At 63.7% G+C, this 15,230-nt stretch carries 14 protein-coding genes; 6 read left to right on the top strand and 8 right to left on the bottom strand.

Annotated features, from left to right (window positions below):
- Window positions 1-228 precede the first annotated feature (228 nt).
- On the top strand, window positions 229-2,478 hold the full coding sequence (locus tag LB547_RS05670; protein ID WP_140761600.1) for a GumC family protein: 2,250 nt from the start codon (window positions 229-231) through the stop codon (window positions 2,476-2,478).
- Window positions 2,479-2,524: 46 nt separating this feature from the next.
- Here LB547_RS05670 and LB547_RS05665 read toward each other — a convergent pair whose 3' ends face one another.
- Window positions 2,525-3,751 (bottom strand): GNAT family N-acetyltransferase, encoded by a 1,227-nt coding sequence (locus LB547_RS05665; RefSeq protein ID WP_140761594.1) that lies wholly within the window; start codon window positions 3,749-3,751, stop codon window positions 2,525-2,527.
- Window positions 3,752-3,839: 88 nt separating this feature from the next.
- On the opposite strand from LB547_RS05665, the gene LB547_RS05660 reads away from it, so the two are divergent.
- Window positions 3,840-4,898: a polysaccharide deacetylase family protein gene (locus tag LB547_RS05660; protein WP_224655780.1), complete on the top strand. Its 1,059-nt coding sequence runs from the start codon at window positions 3,840-3,842 to the stop codon at window positions 4,896-4,898.
- A gap of 17 nt (window positions 4,899-4,915) precedes the next feature.
- Here LB547_RS05660 and LB547_RS05655 read toward each other — a convergent pair whose 3' ends face one another.
- Window positions 4,916-5,131, bottom strand: coding sequence for a DUF2842 domain-containing protein (locus LB547_RS05655; protein WP_140522178.1), 216 nt, complete (start codon window positions 5,129-5,131; stop codon window positions 4,916-4,918).
- A 183-nt stretch (window positions 5,132-5,314) separates the two neighbouring features.
- Here LB547_RS05655 and LB547_RS05650 point away from each other — a divergent pair, with 183 nt between their 5' ends.
- Complete coding sequence (locus LB547_RS05650) at window positions 5,315-6,403, top strand: COX15/CtaA family protein (protein ID WP_140673320.1); 1,089 nt, start codon at window positions 5,315-5,317, stop codon at window positions 6,401-6,403.
- Window positions 6,404-6,485: 82 nt separating this feature from the next.
- Here the strand turns inward: LB547_RS05650 and LB547_RS05645 are convergent, their stop codons facing one another.
- From LB547_RS05645 to speB, 3 genes are read right to left on the bottom strand one after another with little or no spacing between them, the layout of a single operon-like run.
- On the bottom strand, window positions 6,486-7,328 hold the full coding sequence (locus tag LB547_RS05645; RefSeq protein ID WP_210241348.1) for an aminoglycoside phosphotransferase family protein: 843 nt from the start codon (window positions 7,326-7,328) through the stop codon (window positions 6,486-6,488).
- The gene (argC, locus tag LB547_RS05640) at window positions 7,325-8,251 is read right to left on the bottom strand and encodes an N-acetyl-gamma-glutamyl-phosphate reductase (protein WP_140761588.1); all 927 of its coding nucleotides are present in this window, start codon (window positions 8,249-8,251) and stop codon (window positions 7,325-7,327) included. The genes LB547_RS05645 and argC overlap by 4 nt, the downstream gene beginning before the upstream one ends.
- Window positions 8,252-8,280: 29 nt before the next feature.
- On the bottom strand, window positions 8,281-9,288 hold the full coding sequence (speB, locus tag LB547_RS05635) for an agmatinase (protein WP_140761583.1): 1,008 nt from the start codon (window positions 9,286-9,288) through the stop codon (window positions 8,281-8,283).
- A gap of 123 nt (window positions 9,289-9,411) precedes the next feature.
- Between speB and LB547_RS05630 the strand changes: the two genes are divergently transcribed.
- The 3 genes from LB547_RS05630 (at window position 9,412) to LB547_RS05620 (ending at window position 13,245) form a co-directional block, all read left to right on the top strand.
- Window positions 9,412-10,620, top strand: coding sequence for an acyltransferase family protein (locus LB547_RS05630; protein ID WP_140761570.1), 1,209 nt, complete (start codon window positions 9,412-9,414; stop codon window positions 10,618-10,620).
- Between the two features lie 96 nt (window positions 10,621-10,716).
- Window positions 10,717-11,775, top strand: coding sequence for a glycerophosphodiester phosphodiesterase family protein (locus LB547_RS05625; protein WP_140761559.1), 1,059 nt, complete (start codon window positions 10,717-10,719; stop codon window positions 11,773-11,775).
- Window positions 11,776-11,856: 81 nt separating this feature from the next.
- Window positions 11,857-13,245, top strand: coding sequence for an MFS transporter (locus LB547_RS05620; RefSeq protein WP_224655769.1), 1,389 nt, complete (start codon window positions 11,857-11,859; stop codon window positions 13,243-13,245).
- A 60-nt stretch (window positions 13,246-13,305) separates the two neighbouring features.
- On the opposite strand, the gene rpsI is transcribed toward LB547_RS05620, so the two are convergent.
- From rpsI to LB547_RS05605, 3 genes are all read right to left on the bottom strand, one after another.
- Complete coding sequence (gene rpsI / locus LB547_RS05615; RefSeq protein ID WP_140493960.1) at window positions 13,306-13,788, bottom strand: 30S ribosomal protein S9; 483 nt, start codon at window positions 13,786-13,788, stop codon at window positions 13,306-13,308.
- Between the two features lies 1 nt (window position 13,789).
- The gene (gene rplM, locus LB547_RS05610) at window positions 13,790-14,254 is read right to left on the bottom strand and encodes a 50S ribosomal protein L13 (protein ID WP_010915638.1); all 465 of its coding nucleotides are present in this window, start codon (window positions 14,252-14,254) and stop codon (window positions 13,790-13,792) included.
- Between the two features lie 274 nt (window positions 14,255-14,528).
- On the bottom strand, window positions 14,529-15,176 hold the full coding sequence (locus LB547_RS05605; RefSeq protein ID WP_140521827.1) for a LysE family translocator: 648 nt from the start codon (window positions 15,174-15,176) through the stop codon (window positions 14,529-14,531).
- Between the last annotated feature and the right edge of the window lie 54 nt (window positions 15,177-15,230).

Genomic DNA, 15,230 nt, shown 5'->3' with positions numbered 1-15,230 from the left:
CGCTGCGGCGTCGCAGCAAACATCTGAGAGCGCGTCCGTTATCGTCCTGTTAGGGTTAATGGCCGGTAAAGGGCGCGATCGATACGGCATCGATCGGCAGGAGTTTTATAACTTTGACGGTTTTGCTTGGCGCCTGCCAGTAAGTCCTGACGGAAGCTTCCTGTGATCTTAACGGCTGAGTTACCATAGTTGTTTACGGTGCATGCGATCCGTATCGGAGTAGGATGCATGTCCGTTCAGTCCACGGCCGCAGACGTTGACGTCGATCTCAGGCAGCTCTTCGCCAGCCTGGCGAGGAACTGGCTGCGAATATTGGTCGTCTCCCTGGTGGTTACCGGGTTGGCGTTTGCGCTCGCTTCGCTGGCAACCAAGCACTACAAGGCCCAGACGCAGGTTCAGATCGATACGCGTGAATCCGTCTACACGCGCCCGGCCGGCAGCAATGACAGCGACAAGCCTATCCTCGATGAGCAAGGCGTCGCCACCCAGGTCCAGATCATTTCGTCCAACGAAATCCTCAAGCAGGTAGCGCAGAAGCTTGATCTGTCGCGATTGCACGAATTCGACGAAACTGTCGATATGTCGCCTCTCAACCGCCTGCTGATCCTGGTGGGGTTGAAGAACGATCCCATGGATATTCCGGTCGACGAACGCGTCCTGAAGAAGATGCGCGAGAAGCTCAACGTCTATGGCGTCGAAAAGACGCGTATCATCGCCATCGAGTTCTCCTCGGAAGATCCCAAGCTCGCGGCTGCTATCCCCGATGCCATTGCCGCCGCCTACATTGCCGGGCAGGGCGCGGCCAAGCTCGAATCCAACACCGCCGCGGCGGACTTCCTGGCTCCCGAGATCGCCGATCTGCAGAAGCAGGTCAGGGATGCCGAGGCCAAGGTCGCCGCCTATCGCGCCCAGTCGGACCTTCTGGTGGGCGGCAACAATTCTGTGCTCGCCACCCAACAACTGGCCGAACTGTCGACCGAATTGTCGCGGGTGCGGGCCAACCGCGCCGCCGCCGAGGGCACCGCCGACAGCGTGCGCAAGGCGCTGCAGAATGGCGGCTCGCTGGATTCGCTGCCCGAGGTGCTGTCATCCGATCTGATCCAGCGCTTGCGCGAACGGCAGGTCGAACTGCGCGCCAACATCGCCGACCTGTCGACGACGCTGCTCGACAATCATCCGCGCATCCGCGCGGCAAAATCGCAGCTAGCCGATCTCGACGCGCAGATCCGCAGTGAAGCTCAAAAGGTGATGAAGGGCCTGGCGATGCAGGCCGATGCCGCCAAGTCACGTGAGAGCCAGCTCGTCGCCGACGTCAACACGCTGAAGGCGGCTTCCGCGGAGGCAGGCGAACAGCAGGTCGGTCTCGATGCGCTGCAGCGTGACGCTGCCGCCAAGCGCCAGCAGCTCGAACTTTACCTGACCAACTACCGCGAGGCGGCTTCGCGCCAGGATCGCAATTACGTGCCGGTCGACGCGCGTGTCATCTCGAAGGCCGTAGTGCCTTCCGAGGCCTACTTCCCCAAGATCGGGCCGATCGTCGGTGCTGCTTTTGCCGCCTCGCTTTTGCTCATGTCGGTGTTCACGCTGCTGCGCGAATTCTTTTCCGGCCGCGCCATGCGCCCGGCCAGCGGCGCTCGCTTCGAGCCGATCGACGAGGTGGCGATGCCGGTCGCGGCCAGGGAACCGACGATCATTCCAGAGTCCGGGCCTGAGCACCACGCTGAGAAAGCGGTGGAACCGGAGATGATGGTGGAGCCGGATCTGCCCTCGCCGGCGGAACCTGCCATGGAGGTCGAACCCGCCGCCGGCGCACCGGTCGCCGAAACCGTCCCTGTTGCCGAGGCCGTCCCGGTCGCCAAAACCAGGCCACGTTCGGTGCTGGGCGAGATCGACGTTGAAAAAGCGGCGGAAAAGCTGATCGCAAGCGGCGCCGCGCGCGCCATCTTCGTGTCGCCCGAAGGTGACGAGGCGGCCGCGTCCGCGATCCTGGTGGCGCGTGAGGTCTCCGACGCCGGCCTGCGCGTGCTGCTGCTCGACCTCACGGCTTCCGGCGCCGCCTCGCGACCGATGCTCGACAGCGGACTGTTCCCGGGCATCACCAATCTGCTCGCGTCGCAGGCGCAGTTCAGCGAAGTCATCCACCCCGACCTCTATTCCGACTGCCATGTCATTCCTGTCGGCACCGCCGATCCGGTTCGCGCCATGCGCGCCGCCGACCGGCTGCCGATCATCATGCAATCGCTGACCACCGCCTATGACCTGGTGGTGGTCGAATGCGGTCCCGCCGACGCCCAAGGCATCAGCCGTCTGGGTGGCGATGCGACCGAGGTGTTCCTCTCCATGCTGGAGCCGGATGATGAGGTGACGCAGGCCGCCGTCAAGCTTATCGAGAATGGCTATCCGGAGTTGACGCTGGTGACCCCGCTCGGCCACGAACCGCCGGGCACCCCGGTGCCAGGAAGGCGCTCGGCGGCTTGAGTCCGATGAGCGGCGCTTGTGGTCATCACGTTGGAAGGTGGGCGGGTTAGCTACCGTCCTCGGCGGGCGCCGGCGCCTGGCCAGCGGCCTTGCGACGCAGCAGCTTGGTCAGCTTCCAGATCGTCGGACTGTTCTTGACGACGGCTTTCAGCCTGGCGCTTTGCCGCAGCCCCAGCGCCAGTGCGCGGCCTTTCGACGTCAGCGGAACCAGCACCTCGAAGTGCTGCGTTTCGATATCGCACCATAAACGCTTGTACGGCTCGTCGCCGACCGAGAAATCATAGACGTCGAAACCCGCCTTGCAGGCTTCCTGGATATTGTCGAAGAACAGGAAGTCGCCGGGGCTGGTGTGGGCGAGGTCATCCTCGGCGATCGCGCCGAACTCGCAGATCAGCCGTTTGCCCGAGCGGCTCGATCCGGTCACAGCGCGAAGCTTGCCGGCGACCTCGAGCCCGTGCAGCACGAAGGAGGGCTTATCCTCGGCAAGCGCCTCGGTGAACAGAGCACGGAAGAACGCGCGCACTTGATCGTCGCCGAAGACGTTGGCGATGCCCATCCTGCGGAAGCGGGATTCCTTCATCTCGAAAAAGCCGTCGAGCAACCGGCCGACCTCGTCCACGGTCCGCGCCTCGATGCGCCGATGGCTGCCGATGGCCTCGAACTTGCGCGTCTGCGAGCGGTGCTTCTTGCGTTTGCGCTTTCCGTTTGCGCGAGAGAGCAGTGCGTCGAAACCGCCGACCAGGTCGACGGCGAGCGACAGGTTCGGGCTGTCGAAATAATCGAACGAGGCGAGTGGGTTGGCTACGCCATCGAGGTCGGGCAGCAGGCGTTCTAAGGCGACGAGATCGATGTCGGGGCGAGCCTCGGCTATGGCCGCCAGGGTCGAACGAATAGCCGCACTGTCTGCCCTGGCAAGCCATTGCGGGTCGGCGGCGACGAAATTGCCATTGGCGTGGCGGCCGCCCATGAAGCGCGCAACACGGAATGGCCCATGGCCGACGACCTCCAGCGCCAGTGCGAAAACCGGTCTGCCTTCGCAATTCAGCATCGCCACGACCGGGTCCGGCTCGACCTGCGCGGCCCAGTTGCGGATCCAAACCGCGCTCTGCGCCGGCGCGAACACGGCGGAGCGGCAGAACGCGGCATAGGCCGCGATCCCGTCGGCGGAAGCGGTGGAAACCGACAGCCCAGCCGGCCCTATTGGCGGCACACTGGGCGGGGCTTCGATTGCCGCCAGGCGATTGCCGTCAAATGACGCGGCCGCGTCAACCATACCTCAATCCTTAGGGCGTATTGCTGCCGATTTGGGGGCGCTCAGGCGTATCCGTGCTTGGTTCAGCCTAGGCGCAAAAGGTGAAGGAATGATCGACGGCGGGGAGGCAATCCGAAAGCTGGCGCTCAACGTCGCCCGCTATACCGGCCTCGCACCGCTGGCCAAACCGCTGGTCGGCGGTATTGGCGCCATCCTCATGCTGCACCGCGTTACGGCAAAGCCCGAAAAGCCCGACAGCGTCAACCGTCATCTCAACATTGCGCCCGGCTTCCTCGACGCCGTGATCGCCGGCCTGAAGGCGGATGGCTACGCCTTCGTCTCGATGGACGAGGCGGTGGAGCGTATCGCGGCGCGCCGCAAGGGCGGCCAGTTCGCCGCCATCACCGCCGACGACGCCTATCGCGACAACATGACCGAAGCCTTGCCGGTGCTGGAAAAGCACGGCGCGCCGATCACCATCTATGTGGCTCCGGGGCTGATCAACGGCACTGCGGATCTGTGGTGGGACGTGGTCGAGGATCTCGTCAACGCGGGCGATCGCCTGACCCTGACGACGTCCGACGGGCAAACGACGATCGACTGCACCAGCCCGGCCAAAAAGCTCCAGGCCATCGCACGGCTGCACACCTATCTCACCAGCGAGGTTCGCGAAGAGGACCTGCGCGCCGTGCTGCGCGAACTGGCGCATGCGAACGGCGTCGGCGCCGGCCGGCCGCGCGTCGACACGCTGATGACTTGGTCGGAGATCCGCGCGATCGCAGCGCATCCGCTCGTAACGATCGGTGCTCATACGATCAACCACAGCAATCTGAAGCGGCTTTCAGAAGCCGACGCGCGGCACGAAATCGTCGGGGTGAAGTCCATCCTGCGAGCCGAGCTGGGCGAGGAGCCGCGCCATTTCGCCTATCCCTACGGCTATGCCAGCGCCGTCGGCTGCCGCGAAGTGGGCTTTGTCCGCGATGCCGGCTACACCTCGGCCGTGACCACCCGTCATGGCGTGCTGCGCGCCGAACACGCCGGCTTCCTGCACGCATTGCCGCGCATCTCGGTCAACGGCCGTTATCAGAACCTCGCCCACATCCGCACCATGCTGTCTGGCGTGACGACGCCGCTCGCCAATGCCGGAAAGATGGTGGTCACCATCTGAGGCCGGCCGGCAACGGTTCAGCGCTTGGGCCGAGGCTCCAGCATCAGCCATTTGATGATGCCCATCGCCGGCAGCACCCAGAGCAGGCCGCTTAGCAGGAAGAACAGGAAATGCGTCCACGGGCCCGCCTCGGACAGCCGGGCGACCGCGAAGATCGATGCGACCAGCGCATAGATGATGACAAGCGCCACCAGCAGGAACATTCCGATCAGCTTTTTCAGGCGCACGGGCATGGTTGGCCTCCAGGAGCCGGGGTAAAGTGCGGCCCAGCTCAATGTGTCGGCTTCGCCATAGGCCTTGACGCGAAGCTGTGCAACCCGACAGACGCGGCGCGACGGCGTGCCGCGCCGCCCGGTCTTGCATGCGGGAATGCGATGGTCCACCAATCCGCGACTTCAACCTGCCGGGATAAATCCATGGCCGCCATTACTGCCGCGCCTTACGAGGCGCGTGACCGCGATCTGCACAACCGCGCGCTGGTGCGCGGCTGGCTCTACGTCGTGCTTCTGGTGCTGTTCGCGCTGGTGCTGGTCGGCGGCGCCACAAGGCTCACCGAGTCCGGCCTGTCGATCACCGAGTGGCAGCCGATCCACGGCGTCATCCCGCCGCTCAACGACGCCGAATGGCAAGAGGAATTCCAGCGCTATCAGCAGATCCCGCAATATGCCGAGCTCAACAAGGGCATGAGCATCGAGGCATTCAAGTCGATCTTCTGGTGGGAGTGGGCGCATCGTCTCCTGGCGCGCAGCGTCGGTCTGGTTTTTGCCTTGCCGCTGCTGTTCTTCTGGGCGGCGCGCCGCATCGAGCGCGGACTGGGGCCGAAGCTGGTCGGCATCCTGCTTCTCGGCGGTCTGCAGGGCGCCATCGGCTGGTGGATGGTTGCCTCCGGTCTGGTCGACCGCGTCTCGGTCAGCCAGTACCGGCTCGCCACCCATTTGACGCTTGCCGCGCTGATCTTCACGGCGACCATGGTCGTCGCGCGCGGCTTGGCGCCGCATTCGGAACCTGCGGCCGATCGTTCGACCCAGAAACTGGCTGGTCTCGTAGTGCTTCTGGCGCTGATCCAGATCTATCTCGGCGGTCTGGTCGCCGGGCTCCACGCTGGCCTGAGCTACAACACCTGGCCGCTGATGGACGGCAAGATCATTCCCGGCGATCTGCTGATCCTGGAGCCGGCATGGCGCAATTTCTTCGAAAGCCCCAAGACGGTGCAGTTCGTGCACCGGATCGGCGCCTACACGGTGTTCGTCGTCGCCCTGTGGCACATGATCGCCACGCGTCGCCGTCTGCCCGGTTCAACGCATGCTCGTCGCGCGACGCTGTTGTTTGCCCTGGTGCTGGTGCAGGCCTCCGTCGGCATCGGCACGCTGTTGATGCATGTGCCGCTGCACATGGCGCTGATCCACCAGGGATTCGCGTTGATCGTGCTGGGGTTCGCCGCCGCGCATTGGCGCGGCACCAAGGGCGCATATCCCTTGCCCCACGAGATCGCCCTCGGACGCTGAGTCTCTCCGGTCACATCCAGAACGTTCGACTGCGCCATCGTCTTGTCGCCGTCGAATTCCGCCTGACGCAAGGCGGCACGGATCAGAAGCCGAGCCGTACCGTTCGGATCGCTGCTGCGACCGACAGTTCGCGGTTCTCCTCGATCGCGTTGTCGTCCTCATGGTGCCACGAAGCCGACAGGCAGCCATAGGCGATGGCGTGATCCAGTATTGCCGCCGGCGTCTGGCTCAGCGTTCGCGCAAAGACTTCAGCCATCCCGGCAATCCGTGGGGGATCGAGACAAAGGTCGTCGCGATCAAGAGGATTGTAGAACATGTTCGCGGCATCGTATCCCGGGTCGCCGAGAACGCCCTTCGGATCTATCGCCAGCCAGCCCCGTGCTCCGTGCATGATGTTGTCGTGATGGAGGTCGCCATGCAGCGGCCTGACATCATGCGGACCACCCAGCAGCCGGTCGGCGATTTCCGCCGCTTCGACATAAAGGCTGTTCCGGCCAACGACACGGTCGGCCTCCGCTTTCTTGAACAGGCTGGAAAATCGTTCCCGAAGCGGCTGCAGGTCGGGCGGAGCGGGGTGATCCGATGGCGAAAACAGCTTTGCCATCACCTCCGCCGCGATTTCCGTGGCGGCCAAATCTCCCTGCTCGGCAAGAACATGCGACAGCATGGTCTCCCCGGCATATTCGAGCAGCATGGAGTGCCCGTCGCGGCCCAGCAGCCGCACGGCGCCTTTGCCGCGCCGCCAGGCAAGGAAATGCTCGCCGCGCAACTCGTCTGCGACGTCATCGAATGGCTTCAGCGCCTTGACGATCGCCGGCGAGCCATCCTCGCGCCGCACCTTCCAGATGCGGCTCGAAAAGGTCTCGGCGATGAGCTCGGGCGCGCTGATCTTCCAGCGGTCCGGAAATGCCGGTGCCGCCATCAGAGGCCGAGCATCAGGTCCATGTTCTGTACGGCAGCCCCCGATGCCCCTTTGCCGAGATTGTCGTAAACGGCGAGCAGCAGGGCCTGCGCGCGCTTGTCATTGGCAAAGACGTAGAGCTTCATGCGGTTGGTGCCATTGTAGATTTCCGGATCGATCTCCGGAATGCGCTCCAGATGCGCATAGGGCGCCACTTCGACCACGCCGCCCTTGATGGCGGCGAAATGGTCGGCGATGGCTGCATGGAGTTCCGCACCGGTCGGCACATGGTCGAGGCCACCGAGCTGCAGCGGCACCACCGTGATCATGCCTTGCGCGAAATTGCCCACCGCTGGCTGCATGATCGGATCGTGCGACAGTTTCGCATAGGCCCTGAGCTCCGGCACGTGCTTGTGCTGAAGGGTGAGCCCGTAGGGCAGGAATTCAGAGGCGTCCTCGCCCTTGGCGACATAGTCCTCGATCATCGGGCGGCCGCCGCCCGAATAACCCGAGATGCCGTTGACGGTGACCGGGAAATCCGCAGGCAACAGGCCGGCGGCGACCAGCGGCCGCAGCGTCGCGATCGGTCCCTGCGGCCAGCAGCCGGGATTGGCGACGCGTTTCGCCGCCCCGATCTTCTTCGCCTGCTCCTTGTCCATCTCGGCAAAGCCATATTCCCAGCCTTGCGCGACGCGATGCGCGGTCGAAGCATCGATGACCCTGGTGGTCTCGTTGGAGATCAGCGACACGCTCTCCTTCGCCGCATCGTCCGGCAGGCACAGGATCGCAACGTCGGCGGCATTGAGGAATTCGGCTCGCGCCGCCGTTTCCTTGCGGCGCTCGGCGGGAATTGAAATGATCTCCAGGTCGCCGCGCTCGGCAAGCAGCGCCCGGATTTGGAGGCCGGTGGTGCCGTGCTCGCCGTCGATGAAGATTTTCGGTTTCATTGGCTGATCAAATTCCCTGATATCGAAAACTATATGCCGTTGCCTTGGTTCACCGCGGCACCGTTGTGGCTGCCGTTGTTCAGCTCTTCGAGCCGTGCTTTCCGCTCGGCCAGCAGGCCGAGATACTGCATGGCGATCATCGAGCCGGCAATCGCCGTTATATCGGCGTGATCGTAGGCCGGCGCAACCTCCACGACATCGGCCCCGACAACATCGATCTGGTTGAGCTGGCGCAGCGTCGACAGGATTTTTGCAGAGGACGGCCCGCCGGCGACCGGCGTGCCGGTGCCGGGTGCATAGGCGGGATCAAGGCAGTCGATATCAAAAGTGAGATAGGTCTTCTTGCCGCCCGTCCTGTCGACGATGGCGTAGGCTATGTCGGATGCACGCATCTCCTCGATCTCGTGACCGTAGAGGATCTTGATGCCGAACGTGTCAGGCGCGTGGGTGCGGATGCCGATCTGGATCGAGCGGTCGGGATCGATAATGCCTTCCTTGACCGCGCGGCCGACGAAGGATCCATGGTCGATGCGTTTGCCGTCATCCTCCCAGGTATCCTGGTGCGCATCGAACTGCACCAGAGCGAGCGGGCCATGGATTGCGGCATGTGCCTTGAGCAGGGGCCAGGTGACGAAATGGTCGCCGCCCAGCGACAGCAGGAAAGCACCTGACTTCAGGATCTTGGCCGCCTCGCGTTCGATCGTCCCCGGCGTCTTCTGGTGGTTGCCGGTATCAAGCAGACAATCGCCATAGTCGACCACCGCGAGGTGCTCGAACAGATCGCGCGAAAAGGGATATTGCGGATCGTTGTCGAGGATTGCCGAGGCGCGGCGGATCGCCTGCGGCCCGAAACGCGCGCCGGGCCGATTGGTGACGGCGGCATCGAAAGGGATGCCCCAAACCACAGCGTCCGCGCCCTTCACATCCTTCGTGTATCTGCGTCGCATGAACGACAGCGCGCCGGCATAGGTCGGCTCCAGTGAAGCGCCCGTCTTTGAGCGGGCTGTGAAGGCATGGTCGATGTTCTTGTTCGCCATTACGGATCCTTGGTTTTCATCGGGGTGCAACAACTACAGAACCGGCACGCAACATGCCAGTCACAGCTTGGGGAAACGAAACGGCGCGGCCGCGGTGCCGCCGCGAGACAGGATTGTATCATCATGACACAGACCGCGTTTCTTGATTCTCCCCACGGCGCGGTGTCGATCCAGGCCGGCACGGTGGCGGGTGAGCGGTTCCTGGTTCTCGATTCGTGGCGCGGCATCTGCGCCCTGCTGGTTGCGCTGTTCCACTTCCCGACCGCTTCGACGATCTCGCAAAGCGCCTTTGTCGGTTCGTCCTATCTGTTTGTCGACTTCTTCTTCGTTCTCTCCGGTTTCGTCATCGCCAGCTCCTATGGCTGGCGGCTGAACCAGCCGCGGGAGGTCGCACGCTTTGCGCTGGTGCGCTTCGGCCGCATCTATCCGCTGCACCTTCTCATGCTCGCCGCCTTTGCCGGCTTCGAGCTGCTGCGGCTGATGCTGACGCGGGTGCATGGCGCCGGTGCCGCTCCCTTCACCGGCGGCTTCAGCTTCGAGAGCCTGCTTGCCAACCTGCTGCTGCTCCAGGGGGTCGGCTTCGAGGACCAATTGACCTGGAATGCGCCAAGCTGGAGCATTTCGGCGGAGTTCTTCGCCTATCTGTTGTTCGCGGGAGTGGTCTTCACCGCAGGCGCACGCGCCTGGGTGTGGTTCGTCGCCGCCGCCATCACCGCGCCGCTGTTCCTGCTTGGCTTCTCGACCCACCATATGGATGTGTCCTTCGATTTCGGCTTCATACGCTGCCTGTACGGCTTCTCACTCGGCGCCTTGCTTGCCTGGTTCCAGCATGATTCCATTGCAGGCGCGCGACAGGCGCTTGCCCGGACCGGCCCGCTGCTGAGCTGGACCCTTGCAGAAATCGTCATGGCGGCTGTCATTGTGCTTTTCGTTGCACTGGCGGGCGACAATGATGCCGGGATAGCAGCACCGCTGGTGTTCGCGCTGGCGCTGTTCCTCTTTGCCCATGAGGGCGGCTGGATCAGTGTCTTCCTGAGAACCCCTTTCATGCTGACGCTCGGCGCGCTGTCCTACTCGATCTACATGGTCCACATCTTCGTCCAGGCGCGCATGATCAACGTCGCCGGCCTGGTCGAGCGCAAGCTCGGCCTCGGTCTTGTCGGCGACATCGTCTTGCGCGGAGAGCCGGCGACCGGCTTCGGCGCCGGCTGGGCGGGGGACGTTGCGATCCTCGTCATGCTCCTTGCCACGATAGGTGTCTCCTGGATTACCTGGCGTTTCGTCGAGATGCCTGCGATGGCCTGGTTCCGCCGACTGTCGAAACGCATCTGAGGCGACATATCGCTGGCAACCGCTAGCCGGCTTCGTTCACCTAGACGTCACGGGCATCGCCTATTCCCGGTTCGATCCGGAATGGAGCGATTCTCGATGCGGACCTTCTGGCCGAGCCTTCTGTTTTCCGTCACGCTGGCGGCTTCCGCCAGCCAGTCAATGGCGGGCGAAACCCGTGCGAGGCAGATCCTCGACCGCTTCGAACATGCCAACCGATGGCGCGACCACGTCATGGTGGCCGCGCATCGCGCCGGTAGCATGCAGGCCGGCAAGATGCTCTATGCGGAAAATTCGCTCGCCGCCGTCGAAGGCTCGATCGCGATCGGCGCCGAGATCGTCGAGGTCGACATCCGGCGCTCGAAGGACGGCGAGTTTGTCGTCATGCATGACAGCTGGCTTGATCGCACCACGACCTGCAAGGGTGAGGTGGTCAAGTACACGCAGGCCGAACTGAAGAGTTGCCGGCTGGTGATCGAAGGCACGGGCGCCGTCACCGACGAGACAGTCTCGACGCTGCGCGAGGTGCTGCTGGCGACCCGGGACAAGATCCTCATCAATCTCGACAACAAGCTCGAGGTTGGGGACCTGTCGGGCATGGTCGCGGTGGCGCGCGATCTCGGCATGGCCGACCAGGTCATCGTCAAGGAAAACCTGTGGAGCCAGACCAGGATCGCTACGGTGAAGGCTGCCATGGAAGCGGTCGGCAGCGGCTTCCAGTTCATGCCGATCATCGCCGACGACGCAGTGCATGACGCCGGTTTCGCCGCGACGGTCGACCATGCTTTTGCGCCGCGCGCGATCGAGCTGATCAACTGGCGCGCCGGCGCGGAGACATTGACCGAGACTGGCGGGCCGCTGTTCAGCACGCGCATGCGCGCGGCCGCGGTGAGGGGCGACTGGCACATCTGGGCCGACACCTACGCCATCGTCAACAAGCCGGGCGGCTTCCTTGCCGGCGGCCGGGGCGATGAACTGGCGGTTCAGGCCAGCCTGCCGCGTGAAGCCTGGGGCTTCTGGGCCGATCGCGGCGCCACCATCATCCAGACCGATGAGCCGACGGCGGCGATAGGCTGGCTGGCGGCAAATGGGTTTCGCGTGCCCTATGCGGGGACGGGCGAACGCGTCGAACCTGCCGCGACCGCCAGCATCAATTGATTTGCCGCGGCTGAAGTTCCGGCCTGGTTGTCGCAGGCCGGCGCCTGCTGACGCATCGGTGTCAGGGGAAACCCGTTATCCATGGGCATGCCCGATACCATCGTTCTCAAGCGCCCTGCCGCCTATGCCGCCACCGTTGCTGCGACCAGCCTCGGCTTCGTCGTCGTGCAGCTTGATGTCTCCATCGTCAACGTCGCGCTGAACAGGATCGGTACTGGGCTGTCGATGGGGGTCGGCGGCCTGCAATGGGTCGTCGACGCCTACACGCTTGCCTTCGCCTCGCTGCTGCTCGCCGGCGGCGCCCTCGGCGACAGGGTCGGCGCTCGCCGCGTTTTCGTTGGCGGCATGGCGCTGTTCAGCATTGCTTCGCTGGCTTGCGGCCTGGCTCAGAGTGCCTGGTTGCTGATTGCGGCGCGCGCTGCACAAGGCGCGGGTGCCGCCTTGCTGATGCCGTGTTCGCTGGCACTCCTCAATCGCGCCTACGCGTCCGACAAGGCGCGCCGGGCACGCGCCGTTGGGCTGTGGACGGCGGCGGGCGGCATCGCGCTGTCGGCAGGGCCGGTGCTCGGCGGCTTCATGGTCGCGTCGCTTGGCTGGGCCAGCATCTTTCTGGTCAACCTGCCTATTGGCGCTCTCGCCATCTGGATGGCTTATCGGTTTCTGCAGGAAACGCCGCTCAAGGCCGAGCGGCCGCCGATCGACTGGGTGGGGCAGGGACTTGTCGTGCTGGCGCTGTTTTCGCTGACCGGCGCCTTTATCGAAACCGGTTCGTCGGGCTGGACCTCGATGCCCGTCATCGGCGGACTGGTATTGGCGGTGGTGGCCGCAAGCCTGTTCCTGCTGGTCGAGAGCCGGAAGAGGGCGCCGATGTTTCCGCTCGGTCTTTTTGCCAGCCGCGTGCCGGCTGTGACGAGCCTCGTGGGACTGGCGGTCAACCTGACGCTCTATGGCACGATCTTCATGCTCAGCCTGTATTTCCAGCAGGAAAGGCATTTTTCTCCCGAAATGACGGGGCTCGCCTTCCTGCCGTTCATGGCGGCCGTCACCGTGTCGAACATTGCTGCCGGGCGCATTGCCGCAAACCACGGCGCACGATTGCCTATGGCGATTGGCCTGTTCGTCGGAGCAGCCGGTTTCGGACTGATGGCGCTGATACAGGCCGATACGTCCTACCTGTCGCTGCTGTGGCGCCTGCTGTTCCTGCCGGTCGGCATTGGGCTTGCCGTACCGGCCATGACCACCGCGCTATTGTCTTCCGTTCCGCCGGAGATGTCGGGAACGGCATCGGGCGTGCTCAATACCGTGCGCCAGTCGGGTGGCGCGATCGGGGTGGCGCTGTTCGGATCCGCCTTGGCGCTGGGCACGATCGAGGGCATGCAACTGGCATTCCTGGCCTCGGCGCTCGCGGTGGCCGGCTCGGCATTTTGCGCGTTCCTGTTCATCCGCGACGCCGACCATTCCGCTCAATAGTGATGCGCAACGCAAAAAGGCCGCCCGGAGGCGGCCTTTCGATTGTGAAGCTGCCTGCGCCTAGCGCTTCGAGAACTGGAACGAACGACGGGCCTTCGCCTTGCCGTACTTCTTGCGCTCGACGACGCGGCTGTCGCGGGTCAGGAAGCCGCCCTTTTTGAGCACGGCACGCAGCGCTGGCTCGTAATAGGTCAGCGCCTTGGAGATGCCGTGACGCACAGCGCCGGCCTGGCCCGAAAGGCCGCCGCCGATGACCGTGGCGACGATGTCGTACTGGCCCGAGCGGTTGGCGGCGATGATCGGCTGGTTGAGGATCATCTGCAGGACCGGACGCGCGAAATAGGTCGCGAATTCCTTGTCGTTGACGACGATCTTGCCCGAACCTGGCTTCACCCAAACACGCGCGATGGCGTTCTTGCGCTTGCCGGTGGCATAGGCGCGGCCCGACTTGTCGAGCTTCTGGACATGGACGGGTGCCGCGGCCTGCGTATTGGTGTTGCCGGTGGCGGCGCCCAGTTCTGCGAGCGAGGAAAGCTCAGCCATCTTATGCGACCTTCTTGTTCTTGGAATTCAGCTTGGCCACGTCGAGGACTTCTGGCTGCTGGGCGACATGCGGATGCTCGGCACCTGCATAGACGCGCAGGTTCTTCATCTGGCGACGGCCGAGCGGGCCACGCGGAACCATGCGCTCAACGGCCTTCTCGACGACACGCTCGGGGAAACGGCCTTCAAGCAGTTGGCGCGCGGTGCGCTCCTTGATGCCGCCGGGGTGCCCGGTGTGCCAATAATAGACCTTGTCGGTGAACTTCTTGCCGGTGAACACCACCTTGTCGGCATTGATGACGATGACATTGTCGCCGTCGTCGACATGCGGGGTGAAGGTCGGCTTGTGCTTGCCGCGAAGATGATTGGCGATAACGGTGGCGAGACGGCCGACGACGAGACCTTCGGCGTCGATCAGGATCCACTTTTTCACCACATCCGCAGGCTTCTGCGAAAAGGTTGTCATGTTTTCTGCTTTCGGTTCGGACCTTCCCCAATCCACAAACGATAAGGAAGGCGTTTCTTGTTGCTTGGATTGGCGAAAAGCGCTTGCCCGCCGCCAATAACAAAACGGCGGCCTTTGCGGGCCGCTGCTTCGTGAGGGCTTATAGGGGAGAAGGGTAGCCCTCGTCAAGCATCATTGGGAGTCAACGAAAACGAAAAACCGTTAAATTTCAAGGGCTAAACTATGTGGTATTATTTTACAACACGGCCTACCGCCAAAGCGGCTGGTATTTCGCTCACCGCCGGCCACTCGTCACTGCAAGCAGGAGTCTGATGCCGACGGCGACCATAATGGCTCCGGCTAGCCTTCCCTGCCACACGACGAAGCTGCTTCGGCGCGACAGCCAGCCGCCGACCGCGCCGGAGGTCAGCGCGATGGCGCCGAGGACAACCATTCCCATCATCTTCATAGTCGTGCCGAGAATGACGAACTGCAACGCCGCTGGACCGGCCCAAGGGTGAACGAATTGCGGCAGCATCGCTAACATGAAGGCAAGCGTCGTCGGATTGGTGAGATTGCAGATCATGCCCTGCCGGAAAGCGGCAGCAGTGCCACCGGTGTTGGCAAAGGCAGAGGTACGACTTTCATCCTGCCGGCGCGCCAACAGGAATTTGACCCCGATGGCGATCAGATAGATGGCGCCGACGATTTGGAGAAAGCTGTAAAGAGGCGGCGAGGATGTGATCAGCGTGGCAAGTCCCATCGCAAGTAATGGAATCTGTACGACGCCGGCCGATACGCAGCCTGTCGCGGCCGCCAGCGCGTGGCGCCAGCCCTGTCCGACGCCGCGACTGATCACAAGCATCATATCGGGCCCGACGCCGGAAAGCTGGTAGGCAAGCACGGCGCCGAGAAAGGCAAGGTATGTGGCCAGATCGGGCATGCCGCAAAACGGACGTGTCGATCGGGAGTTCCGGCCAGGATGCCGGATCGGCCT

Source organism: Mesorhizobium sp. B264B1B, assembly GCF_020165765.1.
In the GTDB taxonomy this organism is placed as follows: domain Bacteria; phylum Pseudomonadota; class Alphaproteobacteria; order Rhizobiales; family Rhizobiaceae; genus Mesorhizobium.
The sequence above is the reverse complement of the archived record's forward strand: the minus strand, read 5'-3'. Positions and strand labels throughout refer to the sequence as shown.

What these genes read in the sequence shown, in the direction of transcription:
- LB547_RS05670 (WP_140761600.1), top strand. Translation starts at nt 229, where the DNA reads ATGTCCGTTCAGTCCACGGCCGCAGACGTTGACGTCGATCTCAGGCAG.
- LB547_RS05665 (WP_140761594.1), bottom strand. Translation starts at nt 3,751, where the DNA reads ATGGTTGACGCGGCCGCGTCATTTGACGGCAATCGCCTGGCGGCAATC.
- LB547_RS05660 (WP_224655780.1), top strand. Translation starts at nt 3,840, where the DNA reads ATGATCGACGGCGGGGAGGCAATCCGAAAGCTGGCGCTCAACGTCGCC.
- LB547_RS05655 (WP_140522178.1), bottom strand. Translation starts at nt 5,131, where the DNA reads ATGCCCGTGCGCCTGAAAAAGCTGATCGGAATGTTCCTGCTGGTGGCG.
- LB547_RS05650 (WP_140673320.1), top strand. Translation starts at nt 5,315, where the DNA reads ATGGCCGCCATTACTGCCGCGCCTTACGAGGCGCGTGACCGCGATCTG.
- argC (WP_140761588.1), bottom strand. Translation starts at nt 8,251, where the DNA reads ATGAAACCGAAAATCTTCATCGACGGCGAGCACGGCACCACCGGCCTC.
- speB (WP_140761583.1), bottom strand. Translation starts at nt 9,288, where the DNA reads ATGGCGAACAAGAACATCGACCATGCCTTCACAGCCCGCTCAAAGACG.
- LB547_RS05630 (WP_140761570.1), top strand. Translation starts at nt 9,412, where the DNA reads ATGACACAGACCGCGTTTCTTGATTCTCCCCACGGCGCGGTGTCGATC.
- LB547_RS05625 (WP_140761559.1), top strand. Translation starts at nt 10,717, where the DNA reads ATGCGGACCTTCTGGCCGAGCCTTCTGTTTTCCGTCACGCTGGCGGCT.
- LB547_RS05620 (WP_224655769.1), top strand. Translation starts at nt 11,857, where the DNA reads ATGGGCATGCCCGATACCATCGTTCTCAAGCGCCCTGCCGCCTATGCC.
- rpsI (WP_140493960.1), bottom strand. Translation starts at nt 13,788, where the DNA reads ATGGCTGAGCTTTCCTCGCTCGCAGAACTGGGCGCCGCCACCGGCAAC.
- rplM (WP_010915638.1), bottom strand. Translation starts at nt 14,254, where the DNA reads ATGACAACCTTTTCGCAGAAGCCTGCGGATGTGGTGAAAAAGTGGATC.
- LB547_RS05605 (WP_140521827.1), bottom strand. Translation starts at nt 15,176, where the DNA reads ATGCCCGATCTGGCCACATACCTTGCCTTTCTCGGCGCCGTGCTTGCC.